General features: G+C 62.1%; 15 protein-coding genes. 7 read left to right on the top strand and 8 right to left on the bottom strand.

Annotation, left to right across the window (positions count from 1 at the left end; genetic code table 11):
• The first annotated feature begins 173 nt into the window (after nucleotides 1–173).
• Together V7S54_RS24660 and V7S54_RS24655 are read left to right on the top strand one after the other, a co-directional pair.
• Entirely contained in the window at nucleotides 174–1,124 is a 951-nt protein-coding gene (locus tag V7S54_RS24660; protein WP_065372114.1) for an aldo/keto reductase, read from the top strand.
• A gap of 19 nt (nucleotides 1,125–1,143) precedes the next feature.
• A complete protein-coding gene (locus tag V7S54_RS24655; RefSeq protein WP_065372113.1) occupies nucleotides 1,144–1,617 on the top strand; it encodes a GNAT family N-acetyltransferase in 474 nt (157 codons plus the stop codon).
• On the opposite strand, the gene V7S54_RS24650 is transcribed toward V7S54_RS24655, so the two are convergent.
• Nucleotides 1,569–2,204, bottom strand: coding sequence for a hypothetical protein (locus tag V7S54_RS24650; protein ID WP_065372112.1), 636 nt, complete (start codon nucleotides 2,202–2,204; stop codon nucleotides 1,569–1,571). The two genes, V7S54_RS24655 and V7S54_RS24650, sit on opposite strands and share 49 nt — an antisense overlap.
• A gap of 89 nt (nucleotides 2,205–2,293) precedes the next feature.
• Entirely contained in the window at nucleotides 2,294–3,184 is an 891-nt protein-coding gene (locus V7S54_RS24645) for a LysR family transcriptional regulator (protein ID WP_065372111.1), read from the bottom strand.
• A 246-nt stretch (nucleotides 3,185–3,430) separates the two neighbouring features.
• On the opposite strand from V7S54_RS24645, the gene V7S54_RS24640 reads away from it, so the two are divergent.
• The 3 genes from V7S54_RS24640 to V7S54_RS24630 all read left to right on the top strand — a co-directional run bounded on the left by V7S54_RS24640 (nucleotide 3,431) and on the right by V7S54_RS24630 (nucleotide 5,391).
• A complete protein-coding gene (locus tag V7S54_RS24640) occupies nucleotides 3,431–4,426 on the top strand; it encodes an aldo/keto reductase (RefSeq protein ID WP_065372110.1) in 996 nt (331 codons plus the stop codon).
• A 207-nt stretch (nucleotides 4,427–4,633) separates the two neighbouring features.
• Entirely contained in the window at nucleotides 4,634–4,993 is a 360-nt protein-coding gene (locus tag V7S54_RS24635; RefSeq protein ID WP_057247873.1) for a nuclear transport factor 2 family protein, read from the top strand.
• Nucleotides 4,994–4,995: 2 nt separating this feature from the next.
• Nucleotides 4,996–5,391 (top strand): VOC family protein, encoded by a 396-nt coding sequence (locus V7S54_RS24630; protein ID WP_065372430.1) that lies wholly within the window; start codon nucleotides 4,996–4,998, stop codon nucleotides 5,389–5,391.
• A 63-nt stretch (nucleotides 5,392–5,454) separates the two neighbouring features.
• Here the strand turns inward: V7S54_RS24630 and pheT are convergent, their stop codons facing one another.
• The 5 genes from pheT to infC all read right to left on the bottom strand — a co-directional run bounded on the left by pheT (nucleotide 5,455) and on the right by infC (nucleotide 10,883).
• Complete coding sequence (gene pheT / locus V7S54_RS24625; protein WP_065372429.1) at nucleotides 5,455–7,881, bottom strand: phenylalanine--tRNA ligase subunit beta; 2,427 nt, start codon at nucleotides 7,879–7,881, stop codon at nucleotides 5,455–5,457.
• Between the two features lie 131 nt (nucleotides 7,882–8,012).
• Complete coding sequence (pheS, locus tag V7S54_RS24620; RefSeq protein ID WP_057247870.1) at nucleotides 8,013–9,095, bottom strand: phenylalanine--tRNA ligase subunit alpha; 1,083 nt, start codon at nucleotides 9,093–9,095, stop codon at nucleotides 8,013–8,015.
• 272 nt (nucleotides 9,096–9,367) lie between these two features.
• Complete coding sequence (gene rplT / locus V7S54_RS24615) at nucleotides 9,368–9,772, bottom strand: 50S ribosomal protein L20 (protein WP_065372109.1); 405 nt, start codon at nucleotides 9,770–9,772, stop codon at nucleotides 9,368–9,370.
• A gap of 39 nt (nucleotides 9,773–9,811) precedes the next feature.
• Nucleotides 9,812–10,015: a 50S ribosomal protein L35 gene (gene rpmI / locus V7S54_RS24610; protein WP_065372108.1), complete on the bottom strand. Its 204-nt coding sequence runs from the start codon at nucleotides 10,013–10,015 to the stop codon at nucleotides 9,812–9,814.
• Between the two features lie 331 nt (nucleotides 10,016–10,346).
• The gene (gene infC / locus V7S54_RS24605; protein ID WP_057247869.1) at nucleotides 10,347–10,883 is read right to left on the bottom strand and encodes a translation initiation factor IF-3; all 537 of its coding nucleotides are present in this window, start codon (nucleotides 10,881–10,883) and stop codon (nucleotides 10,347–10,349) included.
• Between the two features lie 219 nt (nucleotides 10,884–11,102).
• Here infC and V7S54_RS24600 point away from each other — a divergent pair, with 219 nt between their 5' ends.
• Nucleotides 11,103–11,903, top strand: a complete 801-nt coding sequence (locus V7S54_RS24600) for an alpha/beta hydrolase (RefSeq protein WP_336408974.1) — start codon at nucleotides 11,103–11,105, stop codon at nucleotides 11,901–11,903.
• 288 nt (nucleotides 11,904–12,191) lie between these two features.
• Nucleotides 12,192–12,812 carry a transglutaminase-like cysteine peptidase gene (locus V7S54_RS24595; protein ID WP_065372105.1) on the top strand — a complete coding sequence of 207 codons (621 nt, stop codon included), beginning with the start codon at nucleotides 12,192–12,194 and terminating at the stop codon, nucleotides 12,810–12,812.
• Nucleotides 12,813–12,883: 71 nt separating this feature from the next.
• Here V7S54_RS24595 and mbfA read toward each other — a convergent pair whose 3' ends face one another.
• On the bottom strand, nucleotides 12,884–13,867 hold the full coding sequence (gene mbfA, locus V7S54_RS24590) for an iron exporter MbfA (RefSeq protein ID WP_065372104.1): 984 nt from the start codon (nucleotides 13,865–13,867) through the stop codon (nucleotides 12,884–12,886).
• Nucleotides 13,868–14,002: the final 135 nt, after the last annotated feature.

Here is a 14,002-nt window from a genome sequence, read left to right as displayed (position 1 = left end):
AGACTAGCGCCGAGGTACGTACCTATCAAGCGATTGATACCGTTCCGGCCGAGATTCCCGTTTCGCAGAAAAATCCGGCAGACGGGTGACAATGTCAGCTTTTCTGCCCTATCTTTCCCTTCGCAATCCTCCCGATCGCGATATGCTTTCATCCAGTCCAATGGAGCGAAACCATGGAAAAACTGAGACTTGGCCGTACCGACCTGACAATTGCGCCCCTTGTCTTCGGCGGCAATGTCTTCGGCTGGACCGCCGACGAAAAGACCTCCTTTGCGCTGCTCGATGCCTTTTTCGATGCCGGATTCAACGCCATCGATACCGCTGATGTCTACTCCTCCTGGGCGCCGGGCAATCAGGGCGGCGAATCCGAAACGATCATCGGCAAATGGCTGAAACAGTCGGGCCGGTCGCGCGACAAGTCCGTCATCGTCACCAAGGTCGGCTCCGAACTCGGGCCCGACCGCAAGGGACTTTCGCGCCGCTGGATCATGCAGGCGGTCGAGGATTCACTGAAACGGCTGCAGACCGACCATATCGATCTCTATCTCTCCCATTGGCCCGATCCGGAAACGCCCTACGAGGAGACGCTGGCGGCCTACGACCAGTTGCTGACCGAGGGCAAGGTCCGGGCCATCGGCGCCTCCAACCTGAACTCGCTGCAACTGCGCGAAGCGCTCGACGTATCCGCAAACCAGGGCCTGCCGCGCTATCAGGTGCTGCAGCCGGAATACAATCTCTACGACCGCGACGCGTTCGAAGGGCCGCTGCGCGATCTCTGCGTTTCAGAAGAGATCGGCGTCATCAGCTATTTCGGGCTGGCGCGCGGGTTCCTCTCTGGAAAGTACCGGACGCACAAGGACCTCGAAGGCTCGGCACGCGGCAGCGGTGTCGAGAAATATCTCGACGGGCGCGGCATGCGCATCCTCGGCGTGCTCGACGACATCGCGGCCGACACCGGGGCGACCCAGGCGGAAATCGCGCTCGCCTGGATCCGGTCACGCAAGGGTATTACGGCGCCGATCGCCAGCGCCACCAGCCTCGCGCAATTGCAGAGCCTCATTCGTTCTGCCGCACTGGAGTTGTCGGATGAAGCGATCCGAAAGCTCAACGATGTGGGTGAATGACGGGAGCTGAACCAACACGATGGCATTGACGATACGCGCTGCGACAGCCGGCGACGAAGCGGACTGGCGCCGCCTGTGGGCCGGCTATGTCGCCTTTTCCGGCACCGATCTCGCCGAGGACATCATCGACCTCACCTGGAAGAGGCTGACCGAACCCTCGGCACCGCTTTTCGCGCGCTTGGCGATCCTCGACGGAAAGGCGGTCGGCTTCGCCATCTGCCAGGAACAGCTCGCCACCTTCTTCCGGCAACCGATTTGCTACATCGAGGATCTCTATGTCGACCCCGCCGCACGCGGTCAGGGCGTGGCACGGGCGATGATCGACGATCTCATCGCGCATTGTCAGGAGAAGGGCTGGGACCGGCTCTACTGGTACACCGAGGCCGACAATGCCACGGCGCGGCGGCTCTACGACCGCTACTCCGGGACCGACGAGCACGTGCGCTACAAGGTCAATTTCGGCACGTTCCTCAAGCCAGGAAATCCGGCATAGGCCTCCGCATGGCTGCCGGCCTGGTTTGCCATGCCGGCCTTCGTCAGCAGCCCGCGCGGCTGGATAAAACTCGAGATCCGACGCGCCGGCCGTTCGTGCCACTGGATGTTGAAAGCCCATAGCTTCGGGAAAAAGCAGAGCGAGGCATAGGGCAGATGGTCGTGGATCCACCAGGCGATCGACTGCCAGCCGCCGATATCGCCGCGGCGATCCCAGACCCAGGGGATGACGATGCAGGCGCTGGCACCGATGCACCCGTCGGCGTCGCGCATATCCCATATATGATCGGCGGCAGAGGCGGCGTTGGTCGAGCAGTTGAGACCATTGGCATTGCCGAAGCCGTTGACAGCGCGGTTGCGGTAGCCTGAGCGGATGACGAGGCGGCCGAAGGTGGCCTCCAGCGGTTCCAGCAATTCCTCGCAGAGACGCCGTCCCGCCTCGATCGCGAGATCCGGATCGTCAGGAATGTTCGGAATGCGATAGAAATCGGCGATCTCCGAATGCAGGAACTCGCGAAAGAAGAAGTTTCGGGACAACCGCACCCGGCCGAGATCTTCAAGTCCCTTCATCGAACCGGGCTTCTTCATCGCTTTCCTTTCTCATCCGAACAAACGGAGTGCGAGATCAATGACATTCCAAATCCGGCCCAACGGCGCCACCCAATTCCACATCGCGGCTATCTGCTGTGCCGGAAGAAATCGATGAAGGCGCGCAGTGCCGGCCGCATCTGCCTGCGGCTTGGATAATAAAGATAGGGGCCGGCATAGGGTGCGCACCAGTCCGCCATAACGCGCTCCAGCTGTCCCTCGGCGATCGCAGTCTCGACACGAGACAGGAAGAGATAGGCGAGACCCGCCCCACCCATTGCCGCCTTGATGATCGGCCGGTCCTCGCCGAGGATCAGCGGGCCCTCGACCGATACCGTCAACTCCTCACCGCCCTTCTCGAACTCCCAGCGATAAAGCGTGCCGTTGGAGAAGCGCCGCCGGATGCAGCGATGTACAGCCAGGTCGCGCGGATGCTGCGGCCGGCCGTGGCGCTCGAAGTAGTCGGGCGATGCGACAACGGCGCTTTCCAGCTCAGGCCCAACTTTGACGGCGATCATATCGGCTTCCAGGCTTTCACCGAGCCTGATGCCAGCGTCGAAGCCTTCCTCGACAATATCGGTGAAGCCGTCCTCATTGGCGATCTCCAGGACGATCTCCGGATAGAGGTTCAGGAAGGTCCCAAGCCTTGGCGCGAGGATCAGATCTGCTGCAAACCGCGGCGCCGTGATGCGCAGATTGCCGGCGGGACGCTCGCGGGCGTCGGCGGCCGCTTCCAGCGCATGGGCGATCTCTTCCAGCGCCGGCGCCAGCCTTTCCAGCAGCCGGCGCCCCTCCTCGGTCGGCGCGACGCTGCGCGTGGTGCGTGCCAGCAGGCGAATACCGAGGCTCGCCTCGAGGCTGCCGACGGCGTGGCTGACGGCCGACGGTGCCACACCGAGTTCTCGGGCGGCCCCGCGAAAACTGCCATGGGCGGCGACGGCGGCCAATACCGCGAGTTGAGAGAGCTGCGTTCTGTTCATTGATCGAAATAATAGAACAGCCCGTGAGAATTGACAGTGATTTTCAGCCGCTCCGCATGGCCCTATTCTTCAATCGTCGCCAACGTCTGGACGAAGCGAGGAGCTCGTCTGCGATGGCAACGAGGAACCGTCGCCCGCCATTCAGGCGCGTCGGCGGTGTCCAGCCACCAATTCATGCCTCGGATGATAGACGCGCCCTCCCAGCGCGTTCGTTCCGACGCGTGGCAGCCAGACAAAGGAAACGACATGAAGACCCGCAAACTCGGGGATGACCTTACCGTCTCCACCATCGGCCTCGGATGCATGGGCATGAGCTTCGCCTATGGCGCAACAGACGAGGCGGAATCGATCCGAACGCTCCACCGCGCCGTCGACCTCGGCATCACCTTCTTCGACACGGCCGAAGTCTATGGTCCGTTCGAAAACGAGAAGCTGCTCGGCAAGGCGCTCGGTCCCATGCGCGACAAGGTGACGATCGCCACCAAATTCGGCTTCCGCATCGAAGCCGGGGTGCCGGCAGCCCAGGCAATCAAGGGCGTCGACGGACGGCCGGAGCACGCGAAGGCGGTGGCCGAAGCCTCGCTCAAGCGGCTCGGAACCGATGTCATCGATCTCTATTACCAGCATCGTGTCGACCCGGAGGTTCCGATCGAGGATACCGTCGGCGCCATGGCCGAATTGGTGCGCGAGGGCAAGGTGCGGGCGCTCGGCCTTTCCGAAGCGAGTGCCGCCACCATCCGTCGGGCCCACAAGGTTCATCCGATCGCCGCCGTGCAGAGCGAGTATTCGCTGTGGTCGCGTGACCCGGAAGCGGACGTGCTCGCCACCTGCCGCGAACTCGGCATCGGCTTCGTGCCCTACAGCCCGCTCGGGCGCGGCATGCTGACCGGCGCGCTGCGCAAGGCCGATGATCTGGAAGCCGACGATTTCCGGCGCTCGCTGCCGCGTTTCCAGGCGGAGAATTTCGACGCCAATGTGCGGCTGGTCGAAACGCTTCAAGCGCTGGCTGAGGAGAAGAGTGTGACCGCGGCTCAACTCGCGCTCGCCTGGGTCGTCAACCAGGGTGATTTCATCGTGCCGATCCCGGGCGCCCGCAAGCTCGACCATCTGGAGCAGAATGCGGCCGCGGCAGGCATCACGCTCAGTGCCGAGGAATCCAGCCGCCTCGCCGAAGCGCTGTCGCCGGCACTTGTCGCCGGCAATCGCTACACGGACGCCTCGCTGGCGCTCACCAACCGTTGACCTCGAGCGTTTCCAGGAGAAACGGAGTCTTGGAAACGCTCTATCTCTGTGATTTCACCGCATTTCCTGACGGAAAACCGCTTCGCACTTTTCCTGGAAATGCTCCATTTCTCCCCGCCTTCCGCAGATGGCGGGGAGATTTCCCATCGAAATTCACGCCGGATGCACTACCTCTCAACCAACGGCAACAAATCCGGAGGAGCGGGAATGTCCGACGAGCAGGCGATTAGCGCGGTGGTGCACCTCTATGTCGACGGCATGGCCTTTGCCAACGAGGGCGCGCTGCGCAAGGCGTTTCACCCCGATGCGGCGATTATCGGCAACTACAAGGGCGCGCTCGAATGGACGACGCGCGACGGCTTCATCAAGACGATCATCGAGACGGGTGCAGCCCCCCCTGGAACCCAGCCGGAGATGGACGTGCAGAAGATCGATATAACCGGTGACACTGCAACCGTGAGGGTGGTCGACAGTTTCGCCGGCGAACGCTATTCCGATCATCTGTCGCTGGTGAAGATCGACGGGCGTTGGGTTATCGTCAACAAGGTCTTCCATCAGCACGCGTGATGATGGCAACCCCTGCGAAACCCGAGCCGACGGGCAGGCTCATCGGCATCGACCATATCCAGCTTGCCATGCCGGCGGGTGCCGAGCCGGCGGCACGCGGCTTCTATAGCGGTCTCCTCGGCCTCTCGGAGGTGAGCAAGCCGGCCAATCTTCTCGCGCGTGGCGGCTGCTGGTTCGAACAGGGCAGCGTCCGCCTGCATCTCGGCATCGACCAAGACTTCAGGCCGGCACGCAAGGCTCACCCGGCCTTTCTCGTCGACGATCTCGACCGCCTGACGCTGCGGCTTGAAGCGGCCGGCGTAACGATCGCCAAGGACGAGCCACTTGCGGGTTACCGCCGATGTTATGTCAACGATCCTTTCGGCAACCGCATCGAACTGATGCAGCACATCGGTTGAGTTCCAACAAAAAAGGCCGCTGCAGTGCAGCGGCCCTTTCGATATCTGCCGTGTCGGTTCGGATCAGGCGCGCAGAACGCCGCCCGTCGTCTTCGTCACATTGGCAACGATCTTGGCGGTCAGCGCCTCGAAGTCCTCGTCGGTCAGCGTGCGCTCGACCGGCTGGATGGTGACTTCGATGGCGATCGACTTCTTGCCTTCGCCGAGCGACGCACCTTCGAACACGTCGAAGACGCTGACACCGGTGACCAGCTTGCGATCGGCGCCCGAGGCGGCGCGCAGGATGGCGCCGGCTTCCACCGTCTTGTCGACGACGAAGGCGAAGTCGCGCTTGACCGCCTGGAACGGCGAGAGATCGAGCGCCGGCTTGGTGCGGGTTGCCTTCTTCTTCGGTTCGGGCATGGCGTCGACATAGATCTCGAAGCCGCAGAGCGCGCCGGAGACATCGAGCGCTTCCAGCGTCTTCGGATGGAACTCGCCGAAGGTGCCGAGAACGATCTTCGGGCCGAGCTTGATCGTGCCGGAGCGGCCCGGATGATACCAGGCGGGACCGCCCGGCTCGAACTGGACGTTGCCCATCGGCACGCCGCAGGCTTCGAGCACGGCAATGGCGTCGGCCTTGGCATCGAAGACGTCAACCGGCTTGCCGCCGCCCTTGGCAGCATTCGACCACAGGCGGCCGGCGCCGTTCAGCGAGGCCGTGCCGCGGCGAATGCCGCCGGCAACGCGGCGCTGGGCGTCCGGCGTATCGCCTTCATAGGTGCCGGAGACCTCGAAGATCGCGACGTCGCCAAAACCCTTGTCGGCGTTGCGTTGCGCCGCCGTCAAAAGGCCCGGCAGAAGCGACGGGCGCATGTCCGACATATCCGAGGCAATCGGATTGGCGAGCTTGAGCGCCGGCGCGCCGCCGCCGAAGAGCCTGGCCTGATCTTCAGAAATGAAGGACCAGGTGACGGCTTCCAGCATACCGCGGCTTGCGAGCGTGCGCTTGGCAAGGCGGGTGCGGATCTGCAGCGTCGTCAGGATCTTGCCGTTGACCGTGCCATGGCTCGGCAACGGTGCGGCAACGATGTTGTCGACGCCGTGGATGCGCATGACCTCTTCGACAAGATCGGCCTTGCCGTCGACATCCGGCCGCCAGGACGGAACCGAAACCTTGAAGCGTTCGCCCGAGCCCTCAACACCGAAGCCGAGCTTCTTCAGGATCGAGACGCTTTCTTCCGAGGAAACCTCGAGGCCGGTCAGGCGCTTCACCTCGGAAACCGGGAAATCGACGATCTTCGGCTGATAGCCGGCATAGCCGACCACTTCCGCTTTGGCCGGCTTGCCGCCGCAGAGTTCGAGCACCAGCTCGGTGGTGCGCTCGAGGCCGGGCACCATGTATTCCGGATCGACGCCACGCTCGAAACGGTAGCGGGCATCGGTGATGATGCCGAGCGTGCGGCCGGTCTTGGCGATGTTCATCGGATCCCAGAGCGCCGATTCGATCAGCACGTCCGTGGTGTTCGCGTCGCAACCGGAATGCTCGCCGCCCATGACGCCGCCGATCGATTCGATCGCCTTTTCGTCGGAGATGACGACGTTGTTGGGGCCGAGCTTGTATTCGCGCTGGTCGAGCGCCAGCACCGTCTCGCCCTCCCTGGCGCGGCGGACCGTCAAGTTGCCCTTGACCTTCGCGGCGTCGAAGACGTGCATCGGCCGGCCCTGGTCGAAGGTCATGTAGTTGGTGATGTCGACCAAAGCATTGATCGGGCGAAGGCCGATCGCCAGCAGCCGCTGCTGCATCCACTTCGGCGACGGACCGTTCTTGACGCCGCGCACCAGGCGCAGCGAGAAGCCCGGGCAGAGATGCTTATCTTCGCCGAGATCGAGCGCGAGCTTCACCGGCGTTTCGCCTTCGATCGCGAAGGATGGCGCCTTCCGTGCCTTCAGCGTGCCGAGGCCGGAGGCGGCGAGATCGCGGGCAATGCCGTAGACGCTGGTGCAGTCCGGTCGGTTCGGCGTGAGATTGATCTCGATCATCGGATCGTCGAGACCGGCATAGGCGGCATAGCTGGTGCCGACGGGCGCATCATCAGGCAGATCGATGATGCCGTTGTGATCGTCGGAGATCTGCAGTTCCTTTTCCGAGCACATCATGCCGCGGCTTTCGACGCCGCGGATGGTGCCGACGGCAAGCGTCACGTCGATGCCGGGTACATAGGTGCCGGGGGCGGCAAAGGCGCCGACGAGGCCGGCGCGCGCATTCGGCGCGCCGCAGACGACCTGGATCGGAGCGCCCGAGCCGGTGTCGACCATCAGCACGCGGAGCTTGTCGGCATTCGGATGCTGCTCGGCCGAAACGACCTTGGCGATGACGAAGGGCTTGAAGGCGGCCTTGTCGTCGACGTCCTCGACCTCGAGCCCGATCATCGTCAGGCGGGCGCAGATCTCTTCCAGTGAAGCGTCGGTTTCAAGGTGGTCCTTGAGCCAGGAAAGCGTGAATTTCATGATTTCACCTGTGTCCTCGAGCATTTCCGGCTTAAATCGAAGCGCAGAAACGCTCTATCCCTTTGTTTTTCGCATTTCCGGACGGAAAACCGCTTCGCTTTCCTGGAAATGCTCCGATATCAGCTGCGCGATCAGGCCGAGAGACCGCCGAACAGCGTCGGCATGTCGAGCGGGCGGAAGCCGTAATGGGTCATCCAGCGGACGTCGGCATTGAAGAAGTCACGCAGGTCAGGCATGCCGTATTTCAGCATGGCGATGCGGTCGAGGCCCATGCCCCAGGCAAAACCCTGGTACTCGTCCGGATCGAGCCCGCCCGAGCGCAGGACGTTCGGGTGCACCATGCCGCAGCCGAGGATTTCCATCCAGTCGGTGCCTTCGCCGAACTTCACGATCGGACCGGAGCGGTCGCACTGGATATCGACCTCGAAGGACGGCTCGGTGAAGGGGAAGAAGGACGGACGGAAGCGCATCGTCACCTGGTCGACCTCGAAGAAGGCCTTGCAGAACTCTTCCAGCACCCAGCGCATGTTGGCGACATTCGCCGCCTTGTCGATCACCAGGCCTTCGACCTGGTGGAACATCGGCGAGTGGGTGGCGTCGGAATCCTGGCGGTAGGTCTTGCCGGGGATGATGATGCGGATCGGCGGCTGCTGCGCCTCCATTGTGCGTATCTGTACCGGCGAGGTATGCGTGCGCAGCACCTTGCGGTCGCCCTTCTCATCCGGATTGAAGAAGAAGGTGTCGTGCATCTCGCGGGCCGGATGACCCTCCGGGAAATTCAGCGCCGTGAAGTTGTAGTAGTCGGTCTCGATATCAGGACCTTCGGCAATCGAGAAACCCATGTCGCCGAAGATCGCGGTGATCTCGTCGACGATCTGGCTGATCGGATGAATGCGGCCGCGCTCGGCGGGCGAGGAGCGGACCGGCAGGCTGATGTCGACCGTCTCACGTGCCAGGCGCTCGGCGATAGCCTGATCCTTCAGCGCCGACTTGCGGGCGGCGATCGCGTCTGCGACCGTCGTCTTCAGCGCGTTGATCTGCGCACCGCGGGTCTGGCGCTCTTCCGGCGTCATGGTGCCCAGCGTCTTCAGGAGCTCGGAGATCGAGCCCTTCTTGCCGAGCGCATTGACGCGCACGGCCTCGATCGATCCCTCATCGCCTGCGGCATCGATGTCCGCCAGCAGTATCCGTTCCAGTGTTTCCAGTTCGCTCATTCTGTCCTGCCTCGATGCGGGAATGGGTTCGGTTCTATATCGGCTCAAGTCTTCAGGAATGTGATCGCGCCGCGGTCGCAAAGAACGCCAGTGCAAAGACGCAGGGACGACGAAGCCGGAGGCCCGGCCGAAGCGTCGTCGGAAGGCGGAACCGGGGCAGTTCCTTTCGATCGTCTCGCACGTTCATCTCGCGAAATAAGAAAAACCCGCGCTAGCCCTGCCAGCGCGGGTTTCCCAACGAATTTTAAGTACGGTTTTGGGAAAACGCTGGCTTAACGGACAGCGCTTTCAAACTCGTTTACCGTGCCGGCTTCCTTGAGGTAGGCAAGCGCCTTCTTGGAAGCTTCGACGAGGGCGCCGAATGCTGCCGGCTCATGGATCGCCATGTCGGACAGAACCTTGCGGTCGACTTCGATGCCAGCCTTGTTCAGGCCGTCGATGAAGCGGCCATAGGTCAGGCCGAATTCGCGGACGGCAGCGTTGATGCGCTGAATCCAGAGAGCGCGGAAGTTGCGCTTGTTGACCTTGCGGTCGCGGTAAGCGTACTGCTTCGAACGGTCAACCGCTGCCTTGGCGGCGCGGATGGTGTTCTTGCGACGGCCGTAGAAGCCCTTGGCTGCCTTGAGCGTCTTCTTGTGCTTGGCGTGAGCGGTAACGCCGCGTTTTACACGTGCCATGTCATGATCTCCTTAACGTGTCCAATATGCCTGAAAGTCTTAGAGACCGTTCGGCAGGTAGTTCTTGATGACCTTCTTGCCATCGGGCTCGGCGAGAACCATGGTTCCACGCGCGTCGCGGATGAACTTATTGGTACGCTTGATCATGCCGTGGCGCTTACCAGCAGCCGCTGCACGAACCTTGCCGGTGGCGGTGATCTTGAACCGCTTCTTGGCAGACGATTTCGTCTTCATCTTGGGCATTTTGCTACTCCATTGTTCTTAAGAATGCGAAACGGACAGACGAGGTCCATTTCCAGCGTTAAGAACGGCCACGGCATGCCCTGCCGGACCGTTCGGACGGGGGCTTATAACCGCACATGCCGAAAAGCGCAACTGGGGAATCGAAGATGGCGCTGCAAGCGGTGGCCGAACGCTTCCCCATCGTTGCCCGATACATCTCTAGCACGTTTGTCAGCGCATGCTCCTAGGCGGGATCGCGCGGTCGGCGGCGGCCGCCGCCGGCCCCGAAGAAAAAAGCCGCCCGGAAGGCGGCTTTCATCAATTTGGTCTTGCGATTGACGGAGGCGGCGGCTTAGCGCGGCGCCAGAACCATCATCATCTGGCGGCCTTCGAGCTTCGGCTCGGCCTCCACCTTGGCGATCGCCTGGGTATCGTCCTTGACCTGGAGCAGAAGCTTCATGCCCAGTTCCTGGTGGGCCATTTCGCGGCCACGGAACTTCAGCGTGACCTTGACCTTGTCGCCGTCCTCGAAGAACCGGTTCATCGCCTTCATCTTCACGTCATAGTCATGCGTGTCGATGTTCGGGCGCATCTTGATTTCTTTGATTTCGACGATCTTCTGCTTCTTGCGCGCTTCGGCCGCCTTCTTCTGGTTGGCGTATTTCAGCTTGCCAAGATCCAGAATCTTGCACACCGGCGGTTCAGAGTTCGGTGCGATCTCTACCAGATCAAGACCGGCCTCTTCCGCCATGCGGAGCGCCTGGTCGATCGGGACGGCACCGATATTCTGGCCTTCGGCATCGATAAGCTGAACCCGGGGTACCCGGATTTCCTTGTTTGAGCGCGGTCCCTCCTTGACGGGGGCGTCCGTTTTGAACGGTCTGCGAATGGTCGTACTCTCCTCGAGCTGTTTCCGAAATGTTGTTTAATTCAATCGCCGGCGCGATCCCAAACGAAGCGCCTGAATCTGTCACCGACGGCAATGTGTGAATTGCGACGCGAGAGTCAATAGCACGGCTCGCAAGGAAAATCATCACCTGTCGATACGGAGACGAATCTGTTTTAGAAAGAAAATCGCCAGCGAAACCGGCCTTTGGAGAGAAATTGCATGCAGGATACGCCAGCCGAGACGGAAATCAGCTTCATCGACGTCGGTGCGTCTGCGGCTGAGCGCAGGATCGCGATGCGCGTGCGCCACCCGGAGAAGCCATCAGGACAGCCGACGCTCGTCTGGCTCGGCGGCTACCGTTCGGACATGACCGGCACCAAGGCGGTCGAGGTCGAGCGCTATGCCATGGAACGGGGTGCGGCCTGTGTGCGCTTCGACTATTCCGGCCACGGCGCCTCCGGCGGCGCCTTCACCGATGGCACGATCTCGCGCTGGCTCGAGGAGAGCCTTGCGGTCATTGATCAGGCAGCACCTGGGCGCATCGTCCTGATCGGCTCGTCGATGGGCTGCTGGATTGCGCTGCGGGTTATCCAGGAACTCAGGCGGCGTGGCGACGGATCGCGCGTCGCCGGCCTGGTGCTGATTGCGCCGGCGCCGGATTTCACCGCCGAACTGATCGAACCCAACCTCACCGAAGCGGAGAAAACCTCGCTTGCCGAACGCGGCTTTTTCGAGGAACCCTCCGAGTACAGCGCAGAGCCGAACATCTTCACCCGCGCCCTCATCGAAGACGGGCGCGTGAACCGGGTGCTTGAGGGCACGATCACCACTGGCTGCCCGGTGCACATCCTGCAAGGCATGCGCGACCCCGACGTTCCTTATACTCATGCGCTGCGGCTGATGGAGCACCTGCCCTCCGACGATGTCGTCATGACGCTCATCCGCGATGGCGACCATCGCCTTTCGCGTGACGAAGATATCGCTAAAATGAAACAGGCCATCGGCACGATGCTCGCCTGAGCCCGGGCGGGAGAACGTCCCGCCCCTTCCGCCGTATACTGTCCAAAAACCGCCCTGTGCCGTGGACTGCCCACGATGCAAGGGTTTTCGCGCGCGCGGCCCCGCTTTTAACCATAAAATCCGATGTCCCGATTCCGGCGATTGACTCTGCCGCGCCGACGCTATTAACTCTTTATTAACGATTAGAGCAGCGACGGGGACGAACCTAAAGAAGCTGCCTTCAACTCAGGATTGCGCGAATACGTCCGGACAGGAAGAGCCCGGCATACCGCGTTGCAGGGGACTTGTATGGCGTCTTGGACTGGAGTTAAGGGAAGTATCGCGGCGTTCTGCGCACTTTTCATTTCAGCAAACACGGCAATTCCTGCACAGGCAGGTTCTTCTCCATGGATGCAGACCGGCTCGGCGACGTCGCAGCCGATCGGCCACTATGAATTCTGCCAGAAGTACAAGAGCGAATGCAATGTACGCTCCAAGGGAACGGTTGCTCCGCGCGTGACCGAACGCGGCTGGGCCGCCATCCGGCAGGTGAATGCTGCGGTCAATCGCGAGATCACGCCGGTCACCGACCTGGAACTGCACGGCAGGGACGAGGTCTGGTCCTATCCCGACAACGCCGGCGACTGCGAGGACTTCGTGCTTGAGAAGCGCAAGCGCCTGATGAGCAAGGGCTTCCCGGCGAGCGATCTGCTGATCACCGTCGTTCGCAAGCCCGATGGCGAAGGCCATGCGGTGCTGACCGTCCGCACGACGCAGGGCGACTTCATTCTCGACAATCTCGAAAACGGCGTAAGGCTCTGGACCAACACGCCCTACCGCTACCTGAAGCGCCAGGCCGCGAACCACAGCGGCCGCTGGGTCACCATCCAGAACGGTGCCGAAGTCGTCGTCGGCTCGGTCGGCAACTGATCCAAAGCAAAGTAGAGAGTTTCAAAAAGGGCCGGTCAGACCGGCCCTTTTTCGTATTTGCCGCTCACCCGTCACGCGTTGCCGATCAGGATGCCTGCCGCGAGCACAAGGCCACCGCCGAGCACCACCTGGAATGCCGCCCGCAGGAAAGGTGTTTCCATGTAGCGGTTCTGGATGAAGGCGATCGCCCAGAGTTCGAAGAAGACGATCACCGCCGCTGTGGCGGTCGCCGTCCAGAAATGCGGGATCAGATAGGGGAGCGCGTGGCCGAGGCCGCCGAGTGCGGTCATGATGCCGGAAGCAAGGCCACGCTTGATCGGTGAACCGCGCCCAGAGAGCTTGCCGTCGTCGTGGGCCGCCTCGGTGAAGCCCATGGAGATGCCGGCGCCGACGGAGGCCGACAGACCAACGAGGAAGGTCTGCCAGGTATCCTGGGTCGCGAAGGCGGCGGCAAAGATCGGCGCCAGCGTCGAAACCGAACCATCCATCAGGCCGGCAAGGCCGGGCTGTACGTAAGTGAGGATGAACTGACGGCGCGACGTCTGGTCCTCTTCGGCGCGCACGTCTTCGGGCGTGTGCTCTTCGCCAAGCCGCCGGGCGAGCGATTCATGCGATTTTTCCGCGATCGCGAGATCGCCGAGCAGCTTGCGGGTGGCGGCATCCTGGGTTCTCGCCGCGGCCTCGACATAGAAACGGTGCGCCGCTTCCTCCATCGCTTCGGCTTCCTCGCGCGCCTTTTCGATCGGCATTTCGGCAATCAGCCAGTCGGGCTTGCGCTCGGGGAAGTCGCGCACGTATTCGCGCCGGATAAGGGGAATGCGGCTGCCGAAGCGCTGAACGTGCAGATCGATCAACCACTGCCTGTGATGGCTTTCTTCCTCCGCCATCTCCTCGAACACTTTTGCCGAGTGGGGATATTGCTGCCGGAGCGCATCGGCATAGGCGAGATAGATGCGCCCGTCATCCTCTTCGGACGAGATCGCGAGCGCCAGGATTTCCTGCTCGCTTAAGGAAAGAAAGGGACGTTTGGAACGGGCGAAGAGGCGCGAAAACATTGGGAGAAAACCTTCTTTAGAATAATTCTAAATTTAGAAAGCCGAGACGGCACCGTCAAGGCCAAAGCCATGCAATCATGCGACAATCTCTCGACAGAGTGTCGCGGCTCAGCCACGATGAAGGCTCTCGCGAAT

The organism is Ensifer sp. CCNWLY38 (assembly GCF_037120565.1).
Lineage (GTDB): Bacteria > Pseudomonadota > Alphaproteobacteria > Rhizobiales > Rhizobiaceae > Ensifer > Ensifer adhaerens_H.
This window is presented reverse-complemented; position numbering and strand designations above follow the sequence as displayed.

Coding starts and splice junctions, on each gene's coding strand:
- V7S54_RS24660 (WP_065372114.1), top strand. CDS start 174: ATGGAAAAACTGAGACTTGGCCGTACCGACCTGACAATTGCGCCCCTT.
- V7S54_RS24655 (WP_065372113.1), top strand. CDS start 1,144: ATGGCATTGACGATACGCGCTGCGACAGCCGGCGACGAAGCGGACTGG.
- V7S54_RS24650 (WP_065372112.1), bottom strand. CDS start 2,204: ATGAAGAAGCCCGGTTCGATGAAGGGACTTGAAGATCTCGGCCGGGTG.
- V7S54_RS24645 (WP_065372111.1), bottom strand. CDS start 3,184: ATGAACAGAACGCAGCTCTCTCAACTCGCGGTATTGGCCGCCGTCGCC.
- V7S54_RS24640 (WP_065372110.1), top strand. CDS start 3,431: ATGAAGACCCGCAAACTCGGGGATGACCTTACCGTCTCCACCATCGGC.
- V7S54_RS24635 (WP_057247873.1), top strand. CDS start 4,634: ATGTCCGACGAGCAGGCGATTAGCGCGGTGGTGCACCTCTATGTCGAC.
- V7S54_RS24630 (WP_065372430.1), top strand. CDS start 4,996: ATGGCAACCCCTGCGAAACCCGAGCCGACGGGCAGGCTCATCGGCATC.
- pheT (WP_065372429.1), bottom strand. CDS start 7,881: ATGAAATTCACGCTTTCCTGGCTCAAGGACCACCTTGAAACCGACGCT.
- pheS (WP_057247870.1), bottom strand. CDS start 9,095: ATGAGCGAACTGGAAACACTGGAACGGATACTGCTGGCGGACATCGAT.
- rplT (WP_065372109.1), bottom strand. CDS start 9,772: ATGGCACGTGTAAAACGCGGCGTTACCGCTCACGCCAAGCACAAGAAG.
- rpmI (WP_065372108.1), bottom strand. CDS start 10,015: ATGCCCAAGATGAAGACGAAATCGTCTGCCAAGAAGCGGTTCAAGATC.
- V7S54_RS24600 (WP_336408974.1), top strand. CDS start 11,103: ATGCAGGATACGCCAGCCGAGACGGAAATCAGCTTCATCGACGTCGGT.
- V7S54_RS24595 (WP_065372105.1), top strand. CDS start 12,192: ATGGCGTCTTGGACTGGAGTTAAGGGAAGTATCGCGGCGTTCTGCGCA.
- mbfA (WP_065372104.1), bottom strand. CDS start 13,867: ATGTTTTCGCGCCTCTTCGCCCGTTCCAAACGTCCCTTTCTTTCCTTA.